Source organism: Synechococcus sp. W70.1, assembly GCF_047461515.1.
Classification (GTDB): domain Bacteria; phylum Cyanobacteriota; class Cyanobacteriia; order Thermostichales; family Thermostichaceae; genus Thermostichus.
Genome location: NZ_JANSHH010000030.1, coordinates 161,892 through 176,045 on the forward strand (window position 1 = coordinate 161,892; position 14,154 = coordinate 176,045).

The following is a 14,154-nucleotide window of genomic DNA, read 5'->3' on the forward strand; positions in this document are numbered from 1 at the left end:
AAGGATTGCTTACTCAAGCGCTCAAGCTGGGAAGACCTTCCCAGGAAAGAACTTTTAACCCAATGGCCCCTTGAGGACAGCCAGCCTACTCTAGAGCCCTAGGGATCTCAGCGGCTGGTCCGTATGCTGCCAAAAAAACCGTTTTGGCTTTCTTCTAGAGATAGGCCTTAACTCTCGAAATCAGTTAAACAGCATTCGATCCAACTCAATCTGACAAAAGCTATCACTATTCAGTCCGTTGTTGAGGAAGTCCTGCGAATCCGCCAATTTACCTCAAATAGCCTGCTGCGCAAGCGGCACTTTAGCATTGCTTTCCTGAACGAGGTTAGGCTTCGGGAAATTGCCCACCTCTGGCCCTAAAAACCTACAATACCAGTCTAGGTATAGGTGGTGGGTATCTAGGGGAGGCGGCGGATCCCTCTCAAGCCAAAGAGCTGCTACAAAGCCGTTGGGAAGAACCTTCACCTCTGCTAGTAGCGCACCTCCAGCCTGAGGAGTCTGCCTAAGCTTAGGGCAGTGCTAATGGGGCAGGTCCAGATTTTGCCAGAAGCCTCTTGGAAGCTGGCCGTGAACGCAGGGGCAACCTGAGAGAAGAAGCACGGCCGCCCTACACGCGACATACTCCCGGCACTGATCCTGTAGGTAGGTGCAGCACGGGCTTCTCGCTTTAACGGGGAGCTTTCGCAAGAGCCGTCAGCGAGCAGACCCGGGATGTCCCACCGCGTAGTTTAACTGATTCTGGTTCTGGCAAAAAAGATGCTTTCCATGCTTAAAGATGCCTAAAGTTGGGTTAAGATAGAGCTGTCACTCCTCCTGCATGACCAGGCACGCTTCACAGCTTGGAAAGCGGTGGCCAAGCAGCAGAAGAGTAGGTGCTGTTACGTTTTGAGAGGGATCCATGTTGTTTGTTTTTAACCTGGCAAAGCGTCTACAGCTTGTTCTCCTCACCCTTGTGCTCGGGATGGCTGCAGGGGCGTTTTTGTCCAACCCTGCTGCTGCTGAAACCTACACGGTCAAAATGGGCTCCGATAAGGCCCAGCTCATTTACGATCCCCCTGTCCTCACTATCCAGCAAGGGGATACTGTTCGGTGGGTCAACAACAAGGTCTATCCCCACAACATTGTTTTCGACAAAGTACCCGGTGGCGATGCGGCCCTGGCAGCCAAGCTCTCCCACAAGGCCCTGCTCACTGCTCCCAGCCAAGTGGTCGAGACGGCCTTTGTCGATGTCCCACCGGGCGAGTATACCTACTACTGCACGCCCCATCGGGGAGCGGGAATGGTTGGCAAGATCATTGTCAAGGGGTAAATCGAGCTGTAGGCTAGCAACCCCGACTTCGGCCTGCTGGGGCGGAGCCCTACCCGTAGTAGTATAGAAAAAAAGCTAGCCCTCTCAAGGATGAGGGGGCTTTTTTGCGAAGAGAAGTCTAGCCGGCTTGCTCTTAGGCTGGACAGGCCCTAGCCCCTAACTGTAGTCTCCAGACGGGTTCCCCATGACTACCCCTGTCAAAAGCTACCTGCTCCTAGCGGTTTCCTGCGTCAGCGCCATTGCCGCTGTGGGCTCAATCTTCGAGTTGGCTTCTGGTGAGCCGGACTTTGGCGTTGGCCCCACTAGCATCATCTTGATCGTGGCCGCTCCCCTAGCCGTTTGGCTGTTCCAAGGAGCAGTTGAGGCGGCGCGGGCTGCCAACGCCGGCAAGAGGGGCAAGAAGAGAAAATGAGCAGGTAGAGGTGGGACTCAGCAGGTTTGTTGCAAAGAAACCCGTGATTCTATCTCAGTTTCTGCCGGCTGATGAAACTCAGGCAGCAGCTCTCGTTTTTGCACCGTTCCAAGGGCTGCTTCCAGCTCCGCAGTCGCTAGCGTACAACTGGAGCCGTTGCCGTTTAGCACGGTCTCCGTTACCTGCCCATTTTTGTCGATCCGATACTCGATCTTGACGTACTCGGGCATCTGCCTGCTCAACAACCCTTTTCCTCCTCCCCATTGTATTGGCTCCATGGCCTCGGTGCGTCTCCCCCCTTGCAAGCAGTGGCAATGGGTGGGAGCTCATCACCCTAAGCCCTGTGAGCTTTTTATGGAGCAGACGGCCAGCTTCTTGGCGAACCCAGCGGCAGCACCTTTTTGCAACCAGGGGATCAGTGTATGGGCACGGCCAAGCAGTTGCGCCGCCTGGGCCAGTTGCTCTATCCCCGCCCCTAGGTGGAGCCGGCTAAATACGCCTGAGGATGCTGGAACCGTGGGAATCGGTGCCACAGGTTTTCAAGAGTCCGTAGGTCTGGGCCAACTCCTCCCCGATCGCCGTCTCTTCTGGGCTGGGAGCCCAAGGTTCCGGATTCTTGTAGGCGTAGTAGACTTCGAGGCCGTCGATTCCTAGGGCCGCTGCTGCCGGGACGAGGACTTCTGCAGGCAGCCAGTAGCGAAAGGGATGGGCCAACACCGCCAACCCTCCCGCCGCTTGAATGGCCCCAATGGCCTCAGCAGCACCCAGGCCGGGCACTTGCTCGCCTTGGATGTAAGGCTCCAAAACAGGGTCAGCAGGATCAAACCCGTAGCCAAGAATATGCACCTCGCAGCCCAGCAAGTTGGCTGTAATCTCGATCCCCGACCAGAGGATGGGATCATCGGGGCGATCCAGGTGGGCACGGGCCTGTTGGTAACCCTTCAGGGTGTGGTGATCGGTGATGGCCAGGCCCTGGAGGCCATGCCGGCGCGCCTGCTCCGCCAGTTCCACCGGATCCATTTGCCCATCCGAACAGCGGGTGTGCAGGTGAAAGTTGTACTGCCAAGGACAAGAAAGGGGGCCGATCCCTTGCAGCACTCGCCGCAACTCTGCTGCCGAAGCAGTTTGACAGGGATCCCGTTGCAAACTAATCAGCATGACAGCCTTTGAGTCTCAACCAGGCATCTCTCCAGAGCAGTAAACTTTGGAGTTTTATCTTTTGTTAAGCAGGTTCACCCATTCTAGCCAGGGCAAGGGAGGGTCGCTAGGTGTCAAGAGCTACAGAATGGGGCAGGGATCCCTAGGGGTTGGCCAAGATCTCTTCGGCCGCTTTGAGAGCTGCTCCAGGAGAGAAGTCGCTGTAGCCCAGGGTGTGCAGGGTCGATTCCAGAGCAGCCAGGGTTGTGAGAATGTCGCGCTCGCTCACGAAGCCCAGGTGGCCGATGCGGAAGATCTTGCCCTTGAGGTGATCTTGGCCAGCAGCAAGGGCAATGTCGAAGTGTTTCTTCAGGGTGCTGCGGAGGGTGTCGGCGTTGATCCCTTCCGGAGCCAGCACGGCTGTTACCGAGGGGCTGGCTGCTGACTCGGGGTTGACCAAAAGCTTCAGCCCCAGGGCCTTGACACCGGCGCGGGTGGCCTGGGCCAAGCGGGCATGGCGGCGGTAGATGGCCTCCAATCCTTCGGCCCGCATTAGGCGCAGGGTAACCTGTAGGGCGTAGAACAGGTTCACTGCCGGCGTAAAGGGAGTGGTGCCTTGGCGCAGGGCTTTTTGGGCAAGCTTAAAGCTCCAGTAGTACTTGGGAAAGCGAGAGCGCTCGGCAGCAGCCATGGCCCGCGGGCTAACAGCTACAAACCCCAGCCCTGGCGGGATCATGTAGCCCTTCTGTGATCCAGAGGCCACCACATCCAAGCCCCACTCGTCCATGGGCACCGGCATGGCTCCCAAACTGGTGACGGCATCCACAATTACCAAGGCTTCCCCATGCTCGCGGGCGGCAGCCGCAATGGCCTGCACATCGTTGGCCACGCCGCTAGAGGTTTCTGAATGGGTGAGGATGACCGCCTTGATGGTCTTCTCCCGGTCAGCAGCCAGCTTCTCCTGGAAGACTTCGACGGGATAGGGCACGCCCCAGGGGGTTTCTATCCGCTCACACTGCAGACCGAATTGCTCCGACATCTCGGCCCAGCGCTCGCCAAACTTGCCGTTGACCCCTACCAAGACGCGATCCCCAGGGCTGAGGGTGTTGAGGATCCCGGCTTCCATCGCCCCGGTGCCGCTGGAGGCAAAGACAAACACATCCGAAGTAGTCTGGTGCAGCCAGCGCAGCCCATCCGTCACCTCTTCCAGAATGGCGGTGAACTCTTTGCTGCGGTGCTCGATGGGCCCCCGCGCCATGGCCAGCAGCGCACTCTCGGGAACGGGAGTGGGGCCCGGGATCATCAACATTAACTTGTCTTTCATGCGTGTCCCGCTGGGGAGGTCAGCTTCAAGAGGTGGCGGCCAGATTCGAACTGGCGCATAGAGGTTTTGCAGACCTCTGCCTTACCACTTGGCTACGCCACCCTACTGCTCATAGATTATCGTAATCCGAAAAGGGGATCCCTCTTCCACTTGCCGCCGTCAATGGTAGCAGCTCTCGGTTCGGCCATACTTAGTTTTCGCCAGCAAGTGCCCGAAAACGTTGCCAAACCAAAAGGCGGCTCGAGCTTCCCCGGTGGCTGCAGTTGAATCCTCGGCATCTCAGGGTGTTTTAAGTCTTACCCAAGGGGTAGCCGCGGGGGGTGATTAGCCACCTGCCGTAGCGAAAGGTCTGCGAGTTGCCGATCAAGACCAGGGTGAACATATCCACCGCCTCGGGATCTACCTCCCCCAGCGTGGTGAGGTGGAGGGTCTCGCCGGGGCGGTAGAGGTTGCGGGCCACTGCCACCGGGGTATGGGCAGAGCGGGCTCGGCGAAAGATCTGCAGCGCCTTGAGAAAGGGATCCAAGCGCTGCCGCGAGCGAGGGTTATACAGAGCTACCACAAAGTCAGTCTGGGCAGCGGCCTGCAGGCGTTGCTCGATGGCCGGCCAGGGAGTGAGCCGATCCGAGAGGGAGATGGCGCAAAAGTCCTGCATCAGGGGTGCCCCTAGCCGGGCAGCAGCAGCCTGAAGCGCAGAGATCCCCGGCAGCACCTCCAGAGAGGGGCGGATCCCATCCCAGCCGGCACGGGCCAGGCACTCCAGCACCAGCCCAGCCATGCCGTAGATCCCCGCATCTCCCGAAGAGATCACCGCCACCTGCAGCCCCTGCTGGGCCAGGGCAATGGCTCGCTGCGCTCGCTGCACCTCCTGCGTGATGGGAAAGGCTTCGCAAATCTGGCCGGGGCGCAGGAGGGGCGCCACCAAGTCCAGGTAGAGCTGGTAGCCGATTACCGCGTCGGCTTGGGCCAAAGCCAGCCGGGCAGCCAGCGTCAATTGGGCGGGATCCCCAGGGCCGGTGCCAATCAGCCACAGGTGCCCGGCGCGAGGCGAATACTCTCGGGCAGCGCGGGCAATGGCTAGGGTACAAGCTCCCTCGCTTTCGGAGGCAAAGACCTGCTTGGGGCAGAGGAGAGTAGCTCTCCCTGGGGCTGGATCGCTATCCCCTGAGCAGCGCTGGGCCGCCAAAAGGGCAGCCGCCTCCGCTACCGAAGGGGTGCCCACCGCCTGTTGCACTGCCTCCGAAGGGTGGGGAACTGGCATCCTCGCCAGGGCCTCGGCCGAGAAAAACTGAATGGGCCAGCCGTAGGCTTGGGCCAGCTCCACAAGTCCCGCCTCATCCCGTTTCAGCTCTAGGGTCGCCAAGCCGGCAATGGCCTCGAAAGCTAGCCCCTGGCTCTGCAACAGGCGCCGCAGGGATCCCTCCAGCCAGGCGCGGCTAGTGCCCCGCTCGCAGCCCACCCCCACCCACAGCACCCGCGGATGCCAGTGAACGGTGGGGATCTTGTTCTTGTCCAAAGAAGTTGAATACTCGCTGATCCAGATCTGGGCCACCGCCTGGCTAGGAGCAGTGCCCAAGAGAGGGTGATCTGCCGGCCAAGCCCGCCGCCAGAGCTGCGTGCCACAGGTTTGCTCAACAGCCACTGGCTCTCCTCGCGCCAAAGCAGCAGCCACCTCGTTCCAATCGCCAGCGCCCCGCCGCCAACCGTAGGGATCCCCCAACAAATCCACAGGCGGGATCCCCAGACCCTCCGAGGCGGAGGTGAGGACGGGCTCGGCTCCCAAAGCAGCCGCCACCCGCCGCGCCAAGGCATCAGCTCCCCCCACATGTCCGCCACAGAGGCTGACGGCCCAGCGGCCAGCTTCGTCCACCACCACCACCGCCGGATCCCGGTATTTGTCCCGCAAGAGGGGAGCAATGAGCCGCACCACTGACCCAACGGGCAAGACAAAGATACAGCCCTGCACCTGCGGCCAGCTCTGGGCCACTGCTGCCGCTAGGGATCCGGGTAGGGGATCCCCGTAAGCTTGCCAGGGCGGATGCAGGGGCTCTCCTTGGGAGTTGGCCTTGCTCCAGCAGATCCACTCCTCCGGCAGCAGCGACAGCAAAGGCTGGGCCAACTGGCGACCGCGGGGAGTAGGGGCAAACAGGGCAAGCTTCATCACCTGGGAGGGGAGAGTCCTATACTGGACTATAGAGTCACCCACGGACAGTGCCGATGTTGGGCCCCCTTGGACTGCTGCTGCCCCTCATTCCGCTGGAGGCTTTGCTTTCCACAAAGGGGCTAATGTTCTTACTGCTTTCAGCCTATGGCGGGGCGATGTGGACATTTTTGAGCGGCGCACCGCGGGTCTACACCATCATCGTGCCCGATCTGGAGCAGGCAAGGGGGTTCTACGAGAAGGTGTTGAAGCTGCCGGAGGCGGAGCTGCCGTTGCAGTACTACTACGGCTATGAGCAAAGCGTCGTCAGCTCTAGCCTGGGCTCCGTCTACTTCCCGGGGGATCTTGGCCTTGGCTCCCGCCTTGACGCCAAGGGCCAGCCCGCCTCGAAAACCCTCGATGCTGCTGGCCTTTGGTACCAGCTCTCTGACGCGGTGCAGCTGCACGTGATCCCTGGCTCTACGGATCCCTATGCGGCTGCTACCCCCTACAGTGGCTCCTCCAGGCCTTTGTCAACCTACGGGACGGCGGCAGGCCGCAGCGGCAGCGCTCGCTATCGCCACGCCAGCTATGAGCGGGAGGCCCTCAAGGCCCTCCTGAGGCGGATTAACAAACAAGGGATCCGCAACAGTGTCCGCTCCGAGAAGCCCTTGGTTTTCTGGGTGCGGGATCCGCAAGGCCAAATCATCGAATTTGCCGAGCTGAGGAGCTGAGGCAATCCTGGTACCATAACAGCAACAGCTAAGGAAACGCCGATGAAAGCAACGCAACGGGTGCTGCTGGTGGGCTTGGCCTTGCTTTGCCTGTGGGCAGGGATTGGACTGCCAGCAACAGCTCTGTCCCGAGCCAAAGACAATCCGGCAGTTACCGCCCCATCCCAAGCCAAGGATTTCATCACCACCGAGTCGGGCTTGCAGTACTACGACATTGTGGAAGGGACAGGGCCTTCCCCACAGCCAGGGCAAAAGGTGGTGGTGAACTACGTGGGCAAACTTCAGGATGGTACGGTCTTCGATAGCTCCTACAAGCGCAATCAACCCTTTACCTTTACCTACGGGGCAGGGCAGGTGATCCCTGGCTGGGAAGAAGGTCTGGCCACGATGCGCGTGGGGGGTAAGCGGTACTTGCGCATCCCGCCGGAGTTGGCCTACGGCAGCCGCGGTGCTGGCGGCGTGATCCCTCCCAACGCCACCCTAGACTTTGAGGTGGAGTTGCTGGCCATCCAGTAATCTCGTTGGGCCTGTGCAGCAACTTTCTCTCCCTCAGCTTCCTGAGGCTGCAGCAGATCCTGCCTCAGCAAAGGCCTATCTGCGCCAGCACTTTCGCCAGCTACGGCAGGGGTTGGATCGAGCTCTTATCAGCCAAAAGATCGTGGCTCATTTGGCCTCTTGTTCCCAAATCCTGGCCGCCAAAACCATCCTGGCTTATGTGGCTTTCGGCTCAGAGGTGGATCTGGGATCCCTATTTGTCCTTTTTCCAGAGAAGCAGTGGGGGATCCCTCGCTGCTTGCCCCAGCGGCAGTTGCGCTGGCACCGCTACAACCTGGCTGAGCTAGTCCCCAACCGCTGGGGTTTGCTGGAACCCTCCCCCACCAGCCCCGTTGTCGACCCGGGCGAGGCGGATTTAATCCTCGTGCCTGCCCTGGCCTGCGATCGCTGGGGGAGGCGCTTAGGCTACGGAGGAGGATACTATGACCGGTTTCTAGCCTCCCTACCAAATCCCACCGTGCCCAAGTGGGGCATTGTCCCGCAGGCCTGTCTGCTGGAGCAGCCCCTCCCCTGCGATCCCTGGGATCAGCGCCTGGACGGGATCCAAACCGAAGAGGGGTTTTACCCAGCAAGGAATCCCCTAGACTAAGGGGGTAGGCCTTGGAGGAGAGAGCATGAGCCAAGTTTGGGAGCACAGGCAGCGTCTAGCCCAAAGGTTCTCTTCCCTTGCTTGGAGTCTGGCTTGGGTGGTCTTGGCGGCGCTCCTAGCGGGTTTTGGGAAGATCCCGCTGCAACTTAAGGATCTCCACGTCACCTCCTGCCCCGATACCCCTGAATACACCAACCTGGTAACCAGCAACGGCAACCCCATACCGGCCAGGTGCCTGTTTATCGAGGGCACAGTTGTCAACCGCTCCAAGAATACCGTGCTGAATGCCGACGTCTTTGGTCGCCTCTATGATGCCAACGGCAACGAAGTTCTGCCGGAGCGCACCCGCCTGGGGGCAATTGCCGAAGTTCCTCCTGGGGAAAGCCCCTTCTCCATTCGCATCTCCGTGCCCGTGACCAGCCCCCTGCCCTTGACCCTGGAGCAATTTAAGGCCAGCGGCTTCAGCGGCACCGTGCGCCGTTAGCCTTAAAGCTGACGGGTAAACTCCACCTGGGCTGGGCGCCCTGGGAGATGGAGCTGGGCAACCACCGGCGGGGTTTGGGCAATGAGGCGGCCCCGGCGGAAAACATACAGACAGGGTGGCTTGAGGCGAATGGCTTCGACGGCATCGGCAGCTTGGAGCACCACCAAATCGGCGCGGCAGCCGGGCTGGAGCCCGTAGCCCTCCAGGCCCAGCAGGCGGGCTGGGTTTTCGGTTACCGCTAGGAAGCACTGCCGCATCTGCTCATAGCCTGTCATCTGGGCGGCGTGGACGGCCATGTGGGCCACTTCCAGCATGTTGCCGCTGCCCAGAGGGTACCAGGGATCCATCACACAGTCCTGGCCAAAAGCCACCGTCAGCCCGGCGGCCATCAGCTCCGGCACTCGCGTCAGCCCCCGCCGCTTGGGGTAGGTGTCCTGGCGGCCCTGTAGCACCAGGTTGACCAGCGGGTTGGCGACCACTCCCAGCTCTGCCTCGGCCATCAGAGGAATGAGTTTGCTCACGTAGGCGTTGTCCATCGAGTGCATCGAGGTGAGGTGGGAGGCCGTCACCCGCCCCTGCAGGCCTAGCCGCAGCGTCTCATAGGCCAAGGTCTCGACGTGGCGGGAGAGGGGGTCGTCTGTTTCGTCGCAGTGCAGATCCACCCGGAGGCCCCGCGCGGCTGCAATCTCGCACAGAGCCCGCACTGAAGCGGCTCCTTCGGCCATTGTCCGCTCGAAGTGGGGGATCCCACCCACCACCTCCACCCCCAAATCCAGAGCCTTCTCCAAAAGCTGCACCGCCCCCGGCGAGCGGTAGTAGCCATCTTGGGGAAAGGCCACCAGTTGCAAATCCAGGTAGGGGGACACTTTTTGCTTGACCTCCAGCAAGGCCCGCACCGCCAACAAGTTGGGATCGCACACGTCCACATGGGCGCGGATGGCTAGGATCCCGCGCGCCACTGCCCAGTCGCAGTAGGTTAGAGCCCGCTCGATGACCGCCTCCGGAGTTAGCAGTGGCTTCAACTCTCCCCAGAGGGCGATCCCTTCCAGCAAGGTGCCCGATTGGTTGACGCGCGGGATCCCGTAGGTGAGGGTGGCATCCAGGTGAAAGTGGGCATCCACAAAGGGGGGCGACACCAAGCGGCCGCTCACATCGATCTCCTGGGGAGCAGTAGCCTGCAGATTTGCCTCCAGGGCAACGATGCGCTCCCCCTCGATGCCGATGTCGATTCCCTTACGGCCATCCGGCAAATTGGCCCGGCGCAAGATTAAATCCATCCCCCTCTTCCCAAGCCAGCTTGACCCTTTTCTTGCTAGCGGCAGCTTTCTCAAAAGCAGCCTTGCTCCGAGATTCCCTAGGGTTTGCCCTCAAGTTCCTGGTAGCCACTAACGTATATGGTAGAGGAAAGCCTGTTTTCGGGTCCTTCCCCCTCCCTATGCCCAGGGTTAGCGCCTCTCGCCAGCAGACCGACCTTGGTTTGAGCCTTGCCCAGGCCAAGGGGCTAAAACCCTATCAGCGCAAGCAACTGCAACGTCTTTACCAACTGCGACTGCCCCCCAATCGGCTGGTGACGGTGGAGTTTGCCCAAAGGCTGGGAGCCCTCACTCAAGATCTGGAAAGCCAGCCCATCAGTGTTTACCTCAATCGGCGGGGCCAAGTGATTCGCGTGGGGCTGGGATCCCCTTTTGAAACGCAGATCCCGGCTTGGGAGCTGCCGCGCCAGGGGGCGGAGCGCCTGTCCGGGATCCGCTGCATCACCACCCAAGTGGGCCCAGGGGGTCCTAGCCAAAAAGCGCTGACAGCTATGGCCCTCCAGCGGCTGGATGCCCTCATTACCCTCTCGGTCTCTCCCCTAGAGGGAAAGCTGCGCCGCGGCGGGGGGGCCACGGGCTTTGTCAAGTGCGCCTACCTGGCCCATCTGGTGCCGGAGGAAGGGCGCCGCTGGCAGGTTTCTGAGCCTCTGCCCTTAGGGATCCTGGCAGAACAAGATCTGCAGGAGCTGGTGACGGAGCTAGAAGATGGCTTTCGGCGCCAAGCAACCGCCCGCCAGGTGGATCCCAAGCAAGAGCGGGCCATCCTAGTGGGGCTGCAGGGGCCGGGCCAGAGCTACGAGGATCTCGTGGACGCCTTGGCGGAACTGGGCCGCTTGGTGGAGAGCGCCGGCGGACAGGTGCTCCAAACTATCTGGCAGCGGCGGGAGAGCCCCGATTCTGCCACGGTCATCGGCTCGGGTAAAGTCCAGGAGTTGGCCTTGCTGGTGCAGGATTTGGGGGCCAACCTGGTGGTGTTCGACCGCGAGCTCACCCCCAGCCAGGTGCGCAACCTAGAGGAGACCCTGGGGGTGCGAGTGGTGGATCGCAGCGAGGTGATCCTGGATATCTTTGCCCAGCGGGCCAGAACCCGGGCCGGGAAGTTGCAGGTGGAGCTGGCACAACTGCAGTATCTGCTGCCCCGCTTAGCCGGTCGCGGTCGCACCATGTCGCGGTTAGGGGGTGGAATTGGCACGCGGGGGCCGGGGGAAACCCAGTTGGAAACGGAGCGGCGGGCCATCCAGCGGCGCATCAGCAAGCTGCGGCAGGAAGTGGAAGAGCTGCGCCGCCACCGCCAGCGGCTGCGCCAACGGCGGGAGGGATCCCAAATTCCTGTGGTGGCCCTGGTGGGCTACACCAACGCTGGTAAATCTACCCTTCTCAACGCCCTCACCCACGCCCAGGTCTACGTGGCTGACCAACTCTTTGCCACCCTGGATCCCACCACGCGGCGGCTGGAGCTGCCCGGCCAGCAGGCGGTGCTCTTGACCGACACCGTGGGATTTTTAACTGAGCTGCCTGAGCAATTGGTAGAGGCATTCCAGGCCACGCTGGAGGAGGTGACGGAGGCCGATGCCCTGCTGCATGTGGTGGATCTCTCCCACCCCAACTGGGAAGGGCAAATCGAGGCGGTGGAAAAATTGCTGGACCAGATGCCCCTGACCACCGGTCCCCGACAATTGGTGTTCAACAAAATTGACCGCCTGGATCCCGAGTGGGTGGAAGATGTCCGCCTGCTCTACCCCAAGGCTTTGTTTGTTTCCGCTGCCACTGGCCAAAACCTGGATCAGTTGCGCCACACCTTGGCCCAGTTTGCGGCTGCCTTTGGCTCCGGCTCCTTGGCGGCAGATCCCTAAAGCATTCCATTAGAAAATCCAAACTTGCCGGCTGTCCTCTCCCTTCCCCCTGCCTCAACATTCAGTTACATTGCAATTAGGTTCAGTTACACGCCAAGTTGCCGTCTGGCAGAGGGGGAGGACATGGCCGCTATGGCAGTTGCACCGCGCTTGGCGCATCTCACACTGCAGACGCTGCCTATTGGCGCCGATACCCTTGCCATCCGCTCCCAGGACTGGGATCGGGATCGGTTTGACATCGAGTTTGCCCTGGAAAATGGCACCACCTATAACTCCTTTTTGATCCGCGGCGAGAAGGTGGCCCTCATTGACACCTCCCACGAGAAGTTTCGGCAGTTGTACTTGGATCTGCTGCGAGGCCTCCTGGATCCCGCCACAATCGACTACCTGGTGGTCAGCCACACCGAGCCAGATCACAGCGGCCTAGTGGGGGACCTGTTGGAGCTGGCGCCCCAGCTGACGGTGGTGGCCTCTAAAGTGGCCGTGCAATTTCTGGAAAGCTTGGTGCATCGGCCCTTCCGGTACCTGGTGGTGAAGCAGGGGGATCGCCTGGATCTGGGCAAGGGGCATGTCCTGGAGTTCATCTCGGCTCCCAACCTGCACTGGCCCGACACCATCCTCACCTACGACCACGGCACCCAGATCCTCTACACCTGCGACGTCTTTGGGATGCACTACTGCGACGACTTGGCTTGGGATGAGCATCCCCACCTGCTACAGGCCGACTTTAAGCTCTACTACGACTGCCTCATGGCGCCCAACGCCCGCTCCGTGCTCTCGGCTCTCAAGCGCATGGAGTCCTTACCTCCCATTGCTGCCATCGCCACCGGCCACGGCCCCCTACTACGGCATCACTTGTCTAACTGGGTAGAGCACTACCGCCGCTGGAGTCTAGAGCAGGCCAAAGCCGAACGGCTGGTGGCTGTCTTTTACCTGTCGGGATATGGCCAGGCGGAAACGCTGGCTCAAGCCATTGCCCGCGGGATCCAAAAAACCGGCGTTGCCGTAGAGCTGGCGGATCTGCGGCTGCTGGATGCCCATGAGGTGCGGGAGCTAACCAGCTTGGCTGCCGGTGTGGTGATCGGCATGCCCCCCCAATCGGGGCCCGAGGCAGCCACCACGCAGATGCTGCTGAAAACTCTTCTGGCTGCTGCCCACAGCAAGCAGGGCTTTGGCCTGTTTGAGTCGGGGGGAGAAGACGACGAGTCGGTCTACCTCTGCCGCAACACTTTGCAGGAGCTGGGTGCTAAGGAAGTGTTTCCGCCCATCCTCCTCAAGCAGCCTGTGAACGAAACCCTGCTGCAACTGGCGGAAGAGGCTGGCACCGACCTAGGGCAATGGCTGACCCGGGATCGCAGCATTCAGCAAATGAAAGCTCTAGATGCTGACCTGGATCGCGCTCTGGGTCGCATCAGCAATGGCCTTTACATCCTCACCGCCCGCAAAGGGCAGGCCACTAGCGCCATGCTTGCCTCCTGGGTAGCCCAGGCCAGCTCTGATCCGCCGGGGATCAGCGTTGCGGTGGCCAAGGATCGGGCCATCGAGTCTTTCCTGCAAGTGGGAGACACCTTTGTCCTCAACGTGCTGCAGGAGGGCCATCACCAGTCCTTGATGCGCCACTTTCTCAAGCGGTTTCCTCCAGGGGCCGACCGCTTTGCTGGCGTCAAGACCTACCCTGCCGCCAACGGATCCCCTATCCTTGCCGATGCCTTGGCCTACCTGGAGTGCCGCGTGGCCAGCCGCCTAGAAACCAGTGACCACTGGGTGGTCTACAGCATCCTTGAGGCAGGGCGGGTCTCCAGTCCCGAGGGCCTCACTGCGGTGCACCACCGAAAGGTGGGGAATCACTACTGATCGTCAATAAGACAGCCGATACCCTAGACCGCTGGGATGCAAGACAAAAGAGCTGTCTTGTCCCAAGGGAATCCCCTCTGCCTTGAGCGGAAAAGGCAGCTTTGGGGCTTCTTGCTCTGCTTGTTGGGATAGGCGGTAGAAGCTGCTACCCGCAGAGGGAACGGCAGAAGGTGCGTGCTGCTGTTGCCAGCGCTGGTAGGGGTTGAGCTGTGCTTCCTCCAAGCTGAGATCTAGGGAGGCGGCGAGGGAAGACAGGGGCAAAGCGGCCACCTGCTCGGGATAGGCCCACCCTCTCAGCCCAAACGCTACAGCCAAAAGGCAACTGATCCTCCAAAAACCAGTGAAATGCCGGAAATGTTGCATAACTAGGCGCCCTGCTGCACTCCAAGAAGGCAGCTCCCAGCTTGCCAAGACGAAACCTAGAAAGGTGTGACCAAGATCCCAAGGCGT

At 60.9% G+C, this 14,154-nt stretch carries 14 protein-coding genes and 1 tRNA gene; 8 read left to right on the forward strand and 7 right to left on the reverse strand.

Annotated elements, in window-relative coordinates:
- Positions 1 to 898 precede the first annotated feature (898 nt).
- Positions 899 to 1,309 carry a plastocyanin gene (petE, locus tag NW808_RS07615; protein WP_414394956.1) on the forward strand — a complete coding sequence of 137 codons (411 nt, stop codon included), beginning with the start codon at positions 899 to 901 and terminating at the stop codon, positions 1,307 to 1,309.
- 184 nt (positions 1,310 to 1,493) lie between these two features.
- Positions 1,494 to 1,721: a hypothetical protein gene (locus NW808_RS07620; RefSeq protein ID WP_414405254.1), complete on the forward strand. Its 228-nt coding sequence runs from the start codon at positions 1,494 to 1,496 to the stop codon at positions 1,719 to 1,721.
- A 17-nt stretch (positions 1,722 to 1,738) separates the two neighbouring features.
- Here NW808_RS07620 and NW808_RS07625 read toward each other — a convergent pair whose 3' ends face one another.
- The 5 genes from NW808_RS07625 to cobJ all read right to left on the reverse strand — a co-directional run bounded on the left by NW808_RS07625 (position 1,739) and on the right by cobJ (position 6,343).
- Positions 1,739 to 1,999, reverse strand: a complete 261-nt coding sequence (locus tag NW808_RS07625) for a DUF2997 domain-containing protein (protein ID WP_414420804.1) — start codon at positions 1,997 to 1,999, stop codon at positions 1,739 to 1,741.
- A 211-nt stretch (positions 2,000 to 2,210) separates the two neighbouring features.
- Positions 2,211 to 2,879, reverse strand: coding sequence for a PHP domain-containing protein (locus NW808_RS07630; protein ID WP_414420805.1), 669 nt, complete (start codon positions 2,877 to 2,879; stop codon positions 2,211 to 2,213).
- A 142-nt stretch (positions 2,880 to 3,021) separates the two neighbouring features.
- On the reverse strand, positions 3,022 to 4,182 hold the full coding sequence (locus NW808_RS07635; protein ID WP_414405250.1) for a pyridoxal-phosphate-dependent aminotransferase family protein: 1,161 nt from the start codon (positions 4,180 to 4,182) through the stop codon (positions 3,022 to 3,024).
- Between the two features lie 30 nt (positions 4,183 to 4,212).
- A tRNA-Cys gene (locus NW808_RS07640) sits at positions 4,213 to 4,284 on the reverse strand.
- A 187-nt stretch (positions 4,285 to 4,471) separates the two neighbouring features.
- On the reverse strand, positions 4,472 to 6,343 hold the full coding sequence (cobJ, locus tag NW808_RS07645; RefSeq protein WP_414420806.1) for a precorrin-3B C(17)-methyltransferase: 1,872 nt from the start codon (positions 6,341 to 6,343) through the stop codon (positions 4,472 to 4,474).
- Positions 6,344 to 6,399: 56 nt separating this feature from the next.
- Here cobJ and NW808_RS07650 point away from each other — a divergent pair, with 56 nt between their 5' ends.
- Genes NW808_RS07650 through NW808_RS07665 form a run of 4 tightly spaced genes read left to right on the forward strand, consistent with a single transcriptional unit; the run spans position 6,400 to position 8,684 of the window.
- On the forward strand, positions 6,400 to 7,056 hold the full coding sequence (locus NW808_RS07650; protein WP_414420807.1) for a hypothetical protein: 657 nt from the start codon (positions 6,400 to 6,402) through the stop codon (positions 7,054 to 7,056).
- 42 nt (positions 7,057 to 7,098) lie between these two features.
- Positions 7,099 to 7,572: an FKBP-type peptidyl-prolyl cis-trans isomerase gene (locus NW808_RS07655; RefSeq protein ID WP_414409742.1), complete on the forward strand. Its 474-nt coding sequence runs from the start codon at positions 7,099 to 7,101 to the stop codon at positions 7,570 to 7,572.
- Positions 7,573 to 7,585: 13 nt separating this feature from the next.
- Entirely contained in the window at positions 7,586 to 8,200 is a 615-nt protein-coding gene (locus tag NW808_RS07660; protein ID WP_414420808.1) for a 5-formyltetrahydrofolate cyclo-ligase, read from the forward strand.
- Between the two features lie 25 nt (positions 8,201 to 8,225).
- Positions 8,226 to 8,684 (forward strand): FxLYD domain-containing protein, encoded by a 459-nt coding sequence (locus tag NW808_RS07665; protein ID WP_414405246.1) that lies wholly within the window; start codon positions 8,226 to 8,228, stop codon positions 8,682 to 8,684.
- 2 nt (positions 8,685 to 8,686) lie between these two features.
- On the opposite strand, the gene NW808_RS07670 is transcribed toward NW808_RS07665, so the two are convergent.
- On the reverse strand, positions 8,687 to 9,961 hold the full coding sequence (locus NW808_RS07670; protein ID WP_414405245.1) for an amidohydrolase family protein: 1,275 nt from the start codon (positions 9,959 to 9,961) through the stop codon (positions 8,687 to 8,689).
- A 158-nt stretch (positions 9,962 to 10,119) separates the two neighbouring features.
- Here NW808_RS07670 and hflX point away from each other — a divergent pair, with 158 nt between their 5' ends.
- Positions 10,120 to 11,850, forward strand: coding sequence for a GTPase HflX (gene hflX / locus NW808_RS07675; protein WP_414420809.1), 1,731 nt, complete (start codon positions 10,120 to 10,122; stop codon positions 11,848 to 11,850).
- 123 nt (positions 11,851 to 11,973) lie between these two features.
- Positions 11,974 to 13,704, forward strand: a complete 1,731-nt coding sequence (locus NW808_RS07680; RefSeq protein ID WP_414420810.1) for a diflavin flavoprotein — start codon at positions 11,974 to 11,976, stop codon at positions 13,702 to 13,704.
- Between the two features lie 3 nt (positions 13,705 to 13,707).
- Here NW808_RS07680 and NW808_RS07685 read toward each other — a convergent pair whose 3' ends face one another.
- The gene (locus tag NW808_RS07685) at positions 13,708 to 14,019 is read right to left on the reverse strand and encodes a hypothetical protein (protein WP_414420811.1); all 312 of its coding nucleotides are present in this window, start codon (positions 14,017 to 14,019) and stop codon (positions 13,708 to 13,710) included.
- Positions 14,020 to 14,154: the final 135 nt, after the last annotated feature.

Excerpts from the sequence above, each read along its gene's own strand:
- petE (WP_414394956.1), top strand. The coding sequence starts at position 899 with ATGTTGTTTGTTTTTAACCTGGCAAAGCGTCTACAGCTTGTTCTCCTC.
- NW808_RS07620 (WP_414405254.1), top strand. The coding sequence starts at position 1,494 with ATGACTACCCCTGTCAAAAGCTACCTGCTCCTAGCGGTTTCCTGCGTC.
- NW808_RS07625 (WP_414420804.1), bottom strand. The coding sequence starts at position 1,999 with ATGGAGCCAATACAATGGGGAGGAGGAAAAGGGTTGTTGAGCAGGCAG.
- NW808_RS07630 (WP_414420805.1), bottom strand. The coding sequence starts at position 2,879 with ATGCTGATTAGTTTGCAACGGGATCCCTGTCAAACTGCTTCGGCAGCA.
- NW808_RS07635 (WP_414405250.1), bottom strand. The coding sequence starts at position 4,182 with ATGAAAGACAAGTTAATGTTGATGATCCCGGGCCCCACTCCCGTTCCC.
- cobJ (WP_414420806.1), bottom strand. The coding sequence starts at position 6,343 with ATGAAGCTTGCCCTGTTTGCCCCTACTCCCCGCGGTCGCCAGTTGGCC.
- NW808_RS07650 (WP_414420807.1), top strand. The coding sequence starts at position 6,400 with ATGTTGGGCCCCCTTGGACTGCTGCTGCCCCTCATTCCGCTGGAGGCT.
- NW808_RS07655 (WP_414409742.1), top strand. The coding sequence starts at position 7,099 with ATGAAAGCAACGCAACGGGTGCTGCTGGTGGGCTTGGCCTTGCTTTGC.
- NW808_RS07665 (WP_414405246.1), top strand. The coding sequence starts at position 8,226 with ATGAGCCAAGTTTGGGAGCACAGGCAGCGTCTAGCCCAAAGGTTCTCT.
- NW808_RS07670 (WP_414405245.1), bottom strand. The coding sequence starts at position 9,961 with ATGGATTTAATCTTGCGCCGGGCCAATTTGCCGGATGGCCGTAAGGGA.
- hflX (WP_414420809.1), top strand. The coding sequence starts at position 10,120 with ATGCCCAGGGTTAGCGCCTCTCGCCAGCAGACCGACCTTGGTTTGAGC.
- NW808_RS07680 (WP_414420810.1), top strand. The coding sequence starts at position 11,974 with ATGGCCGCTATGGCAGTTGCACCGCGCTTGGCGCATCTCACACTGCAG.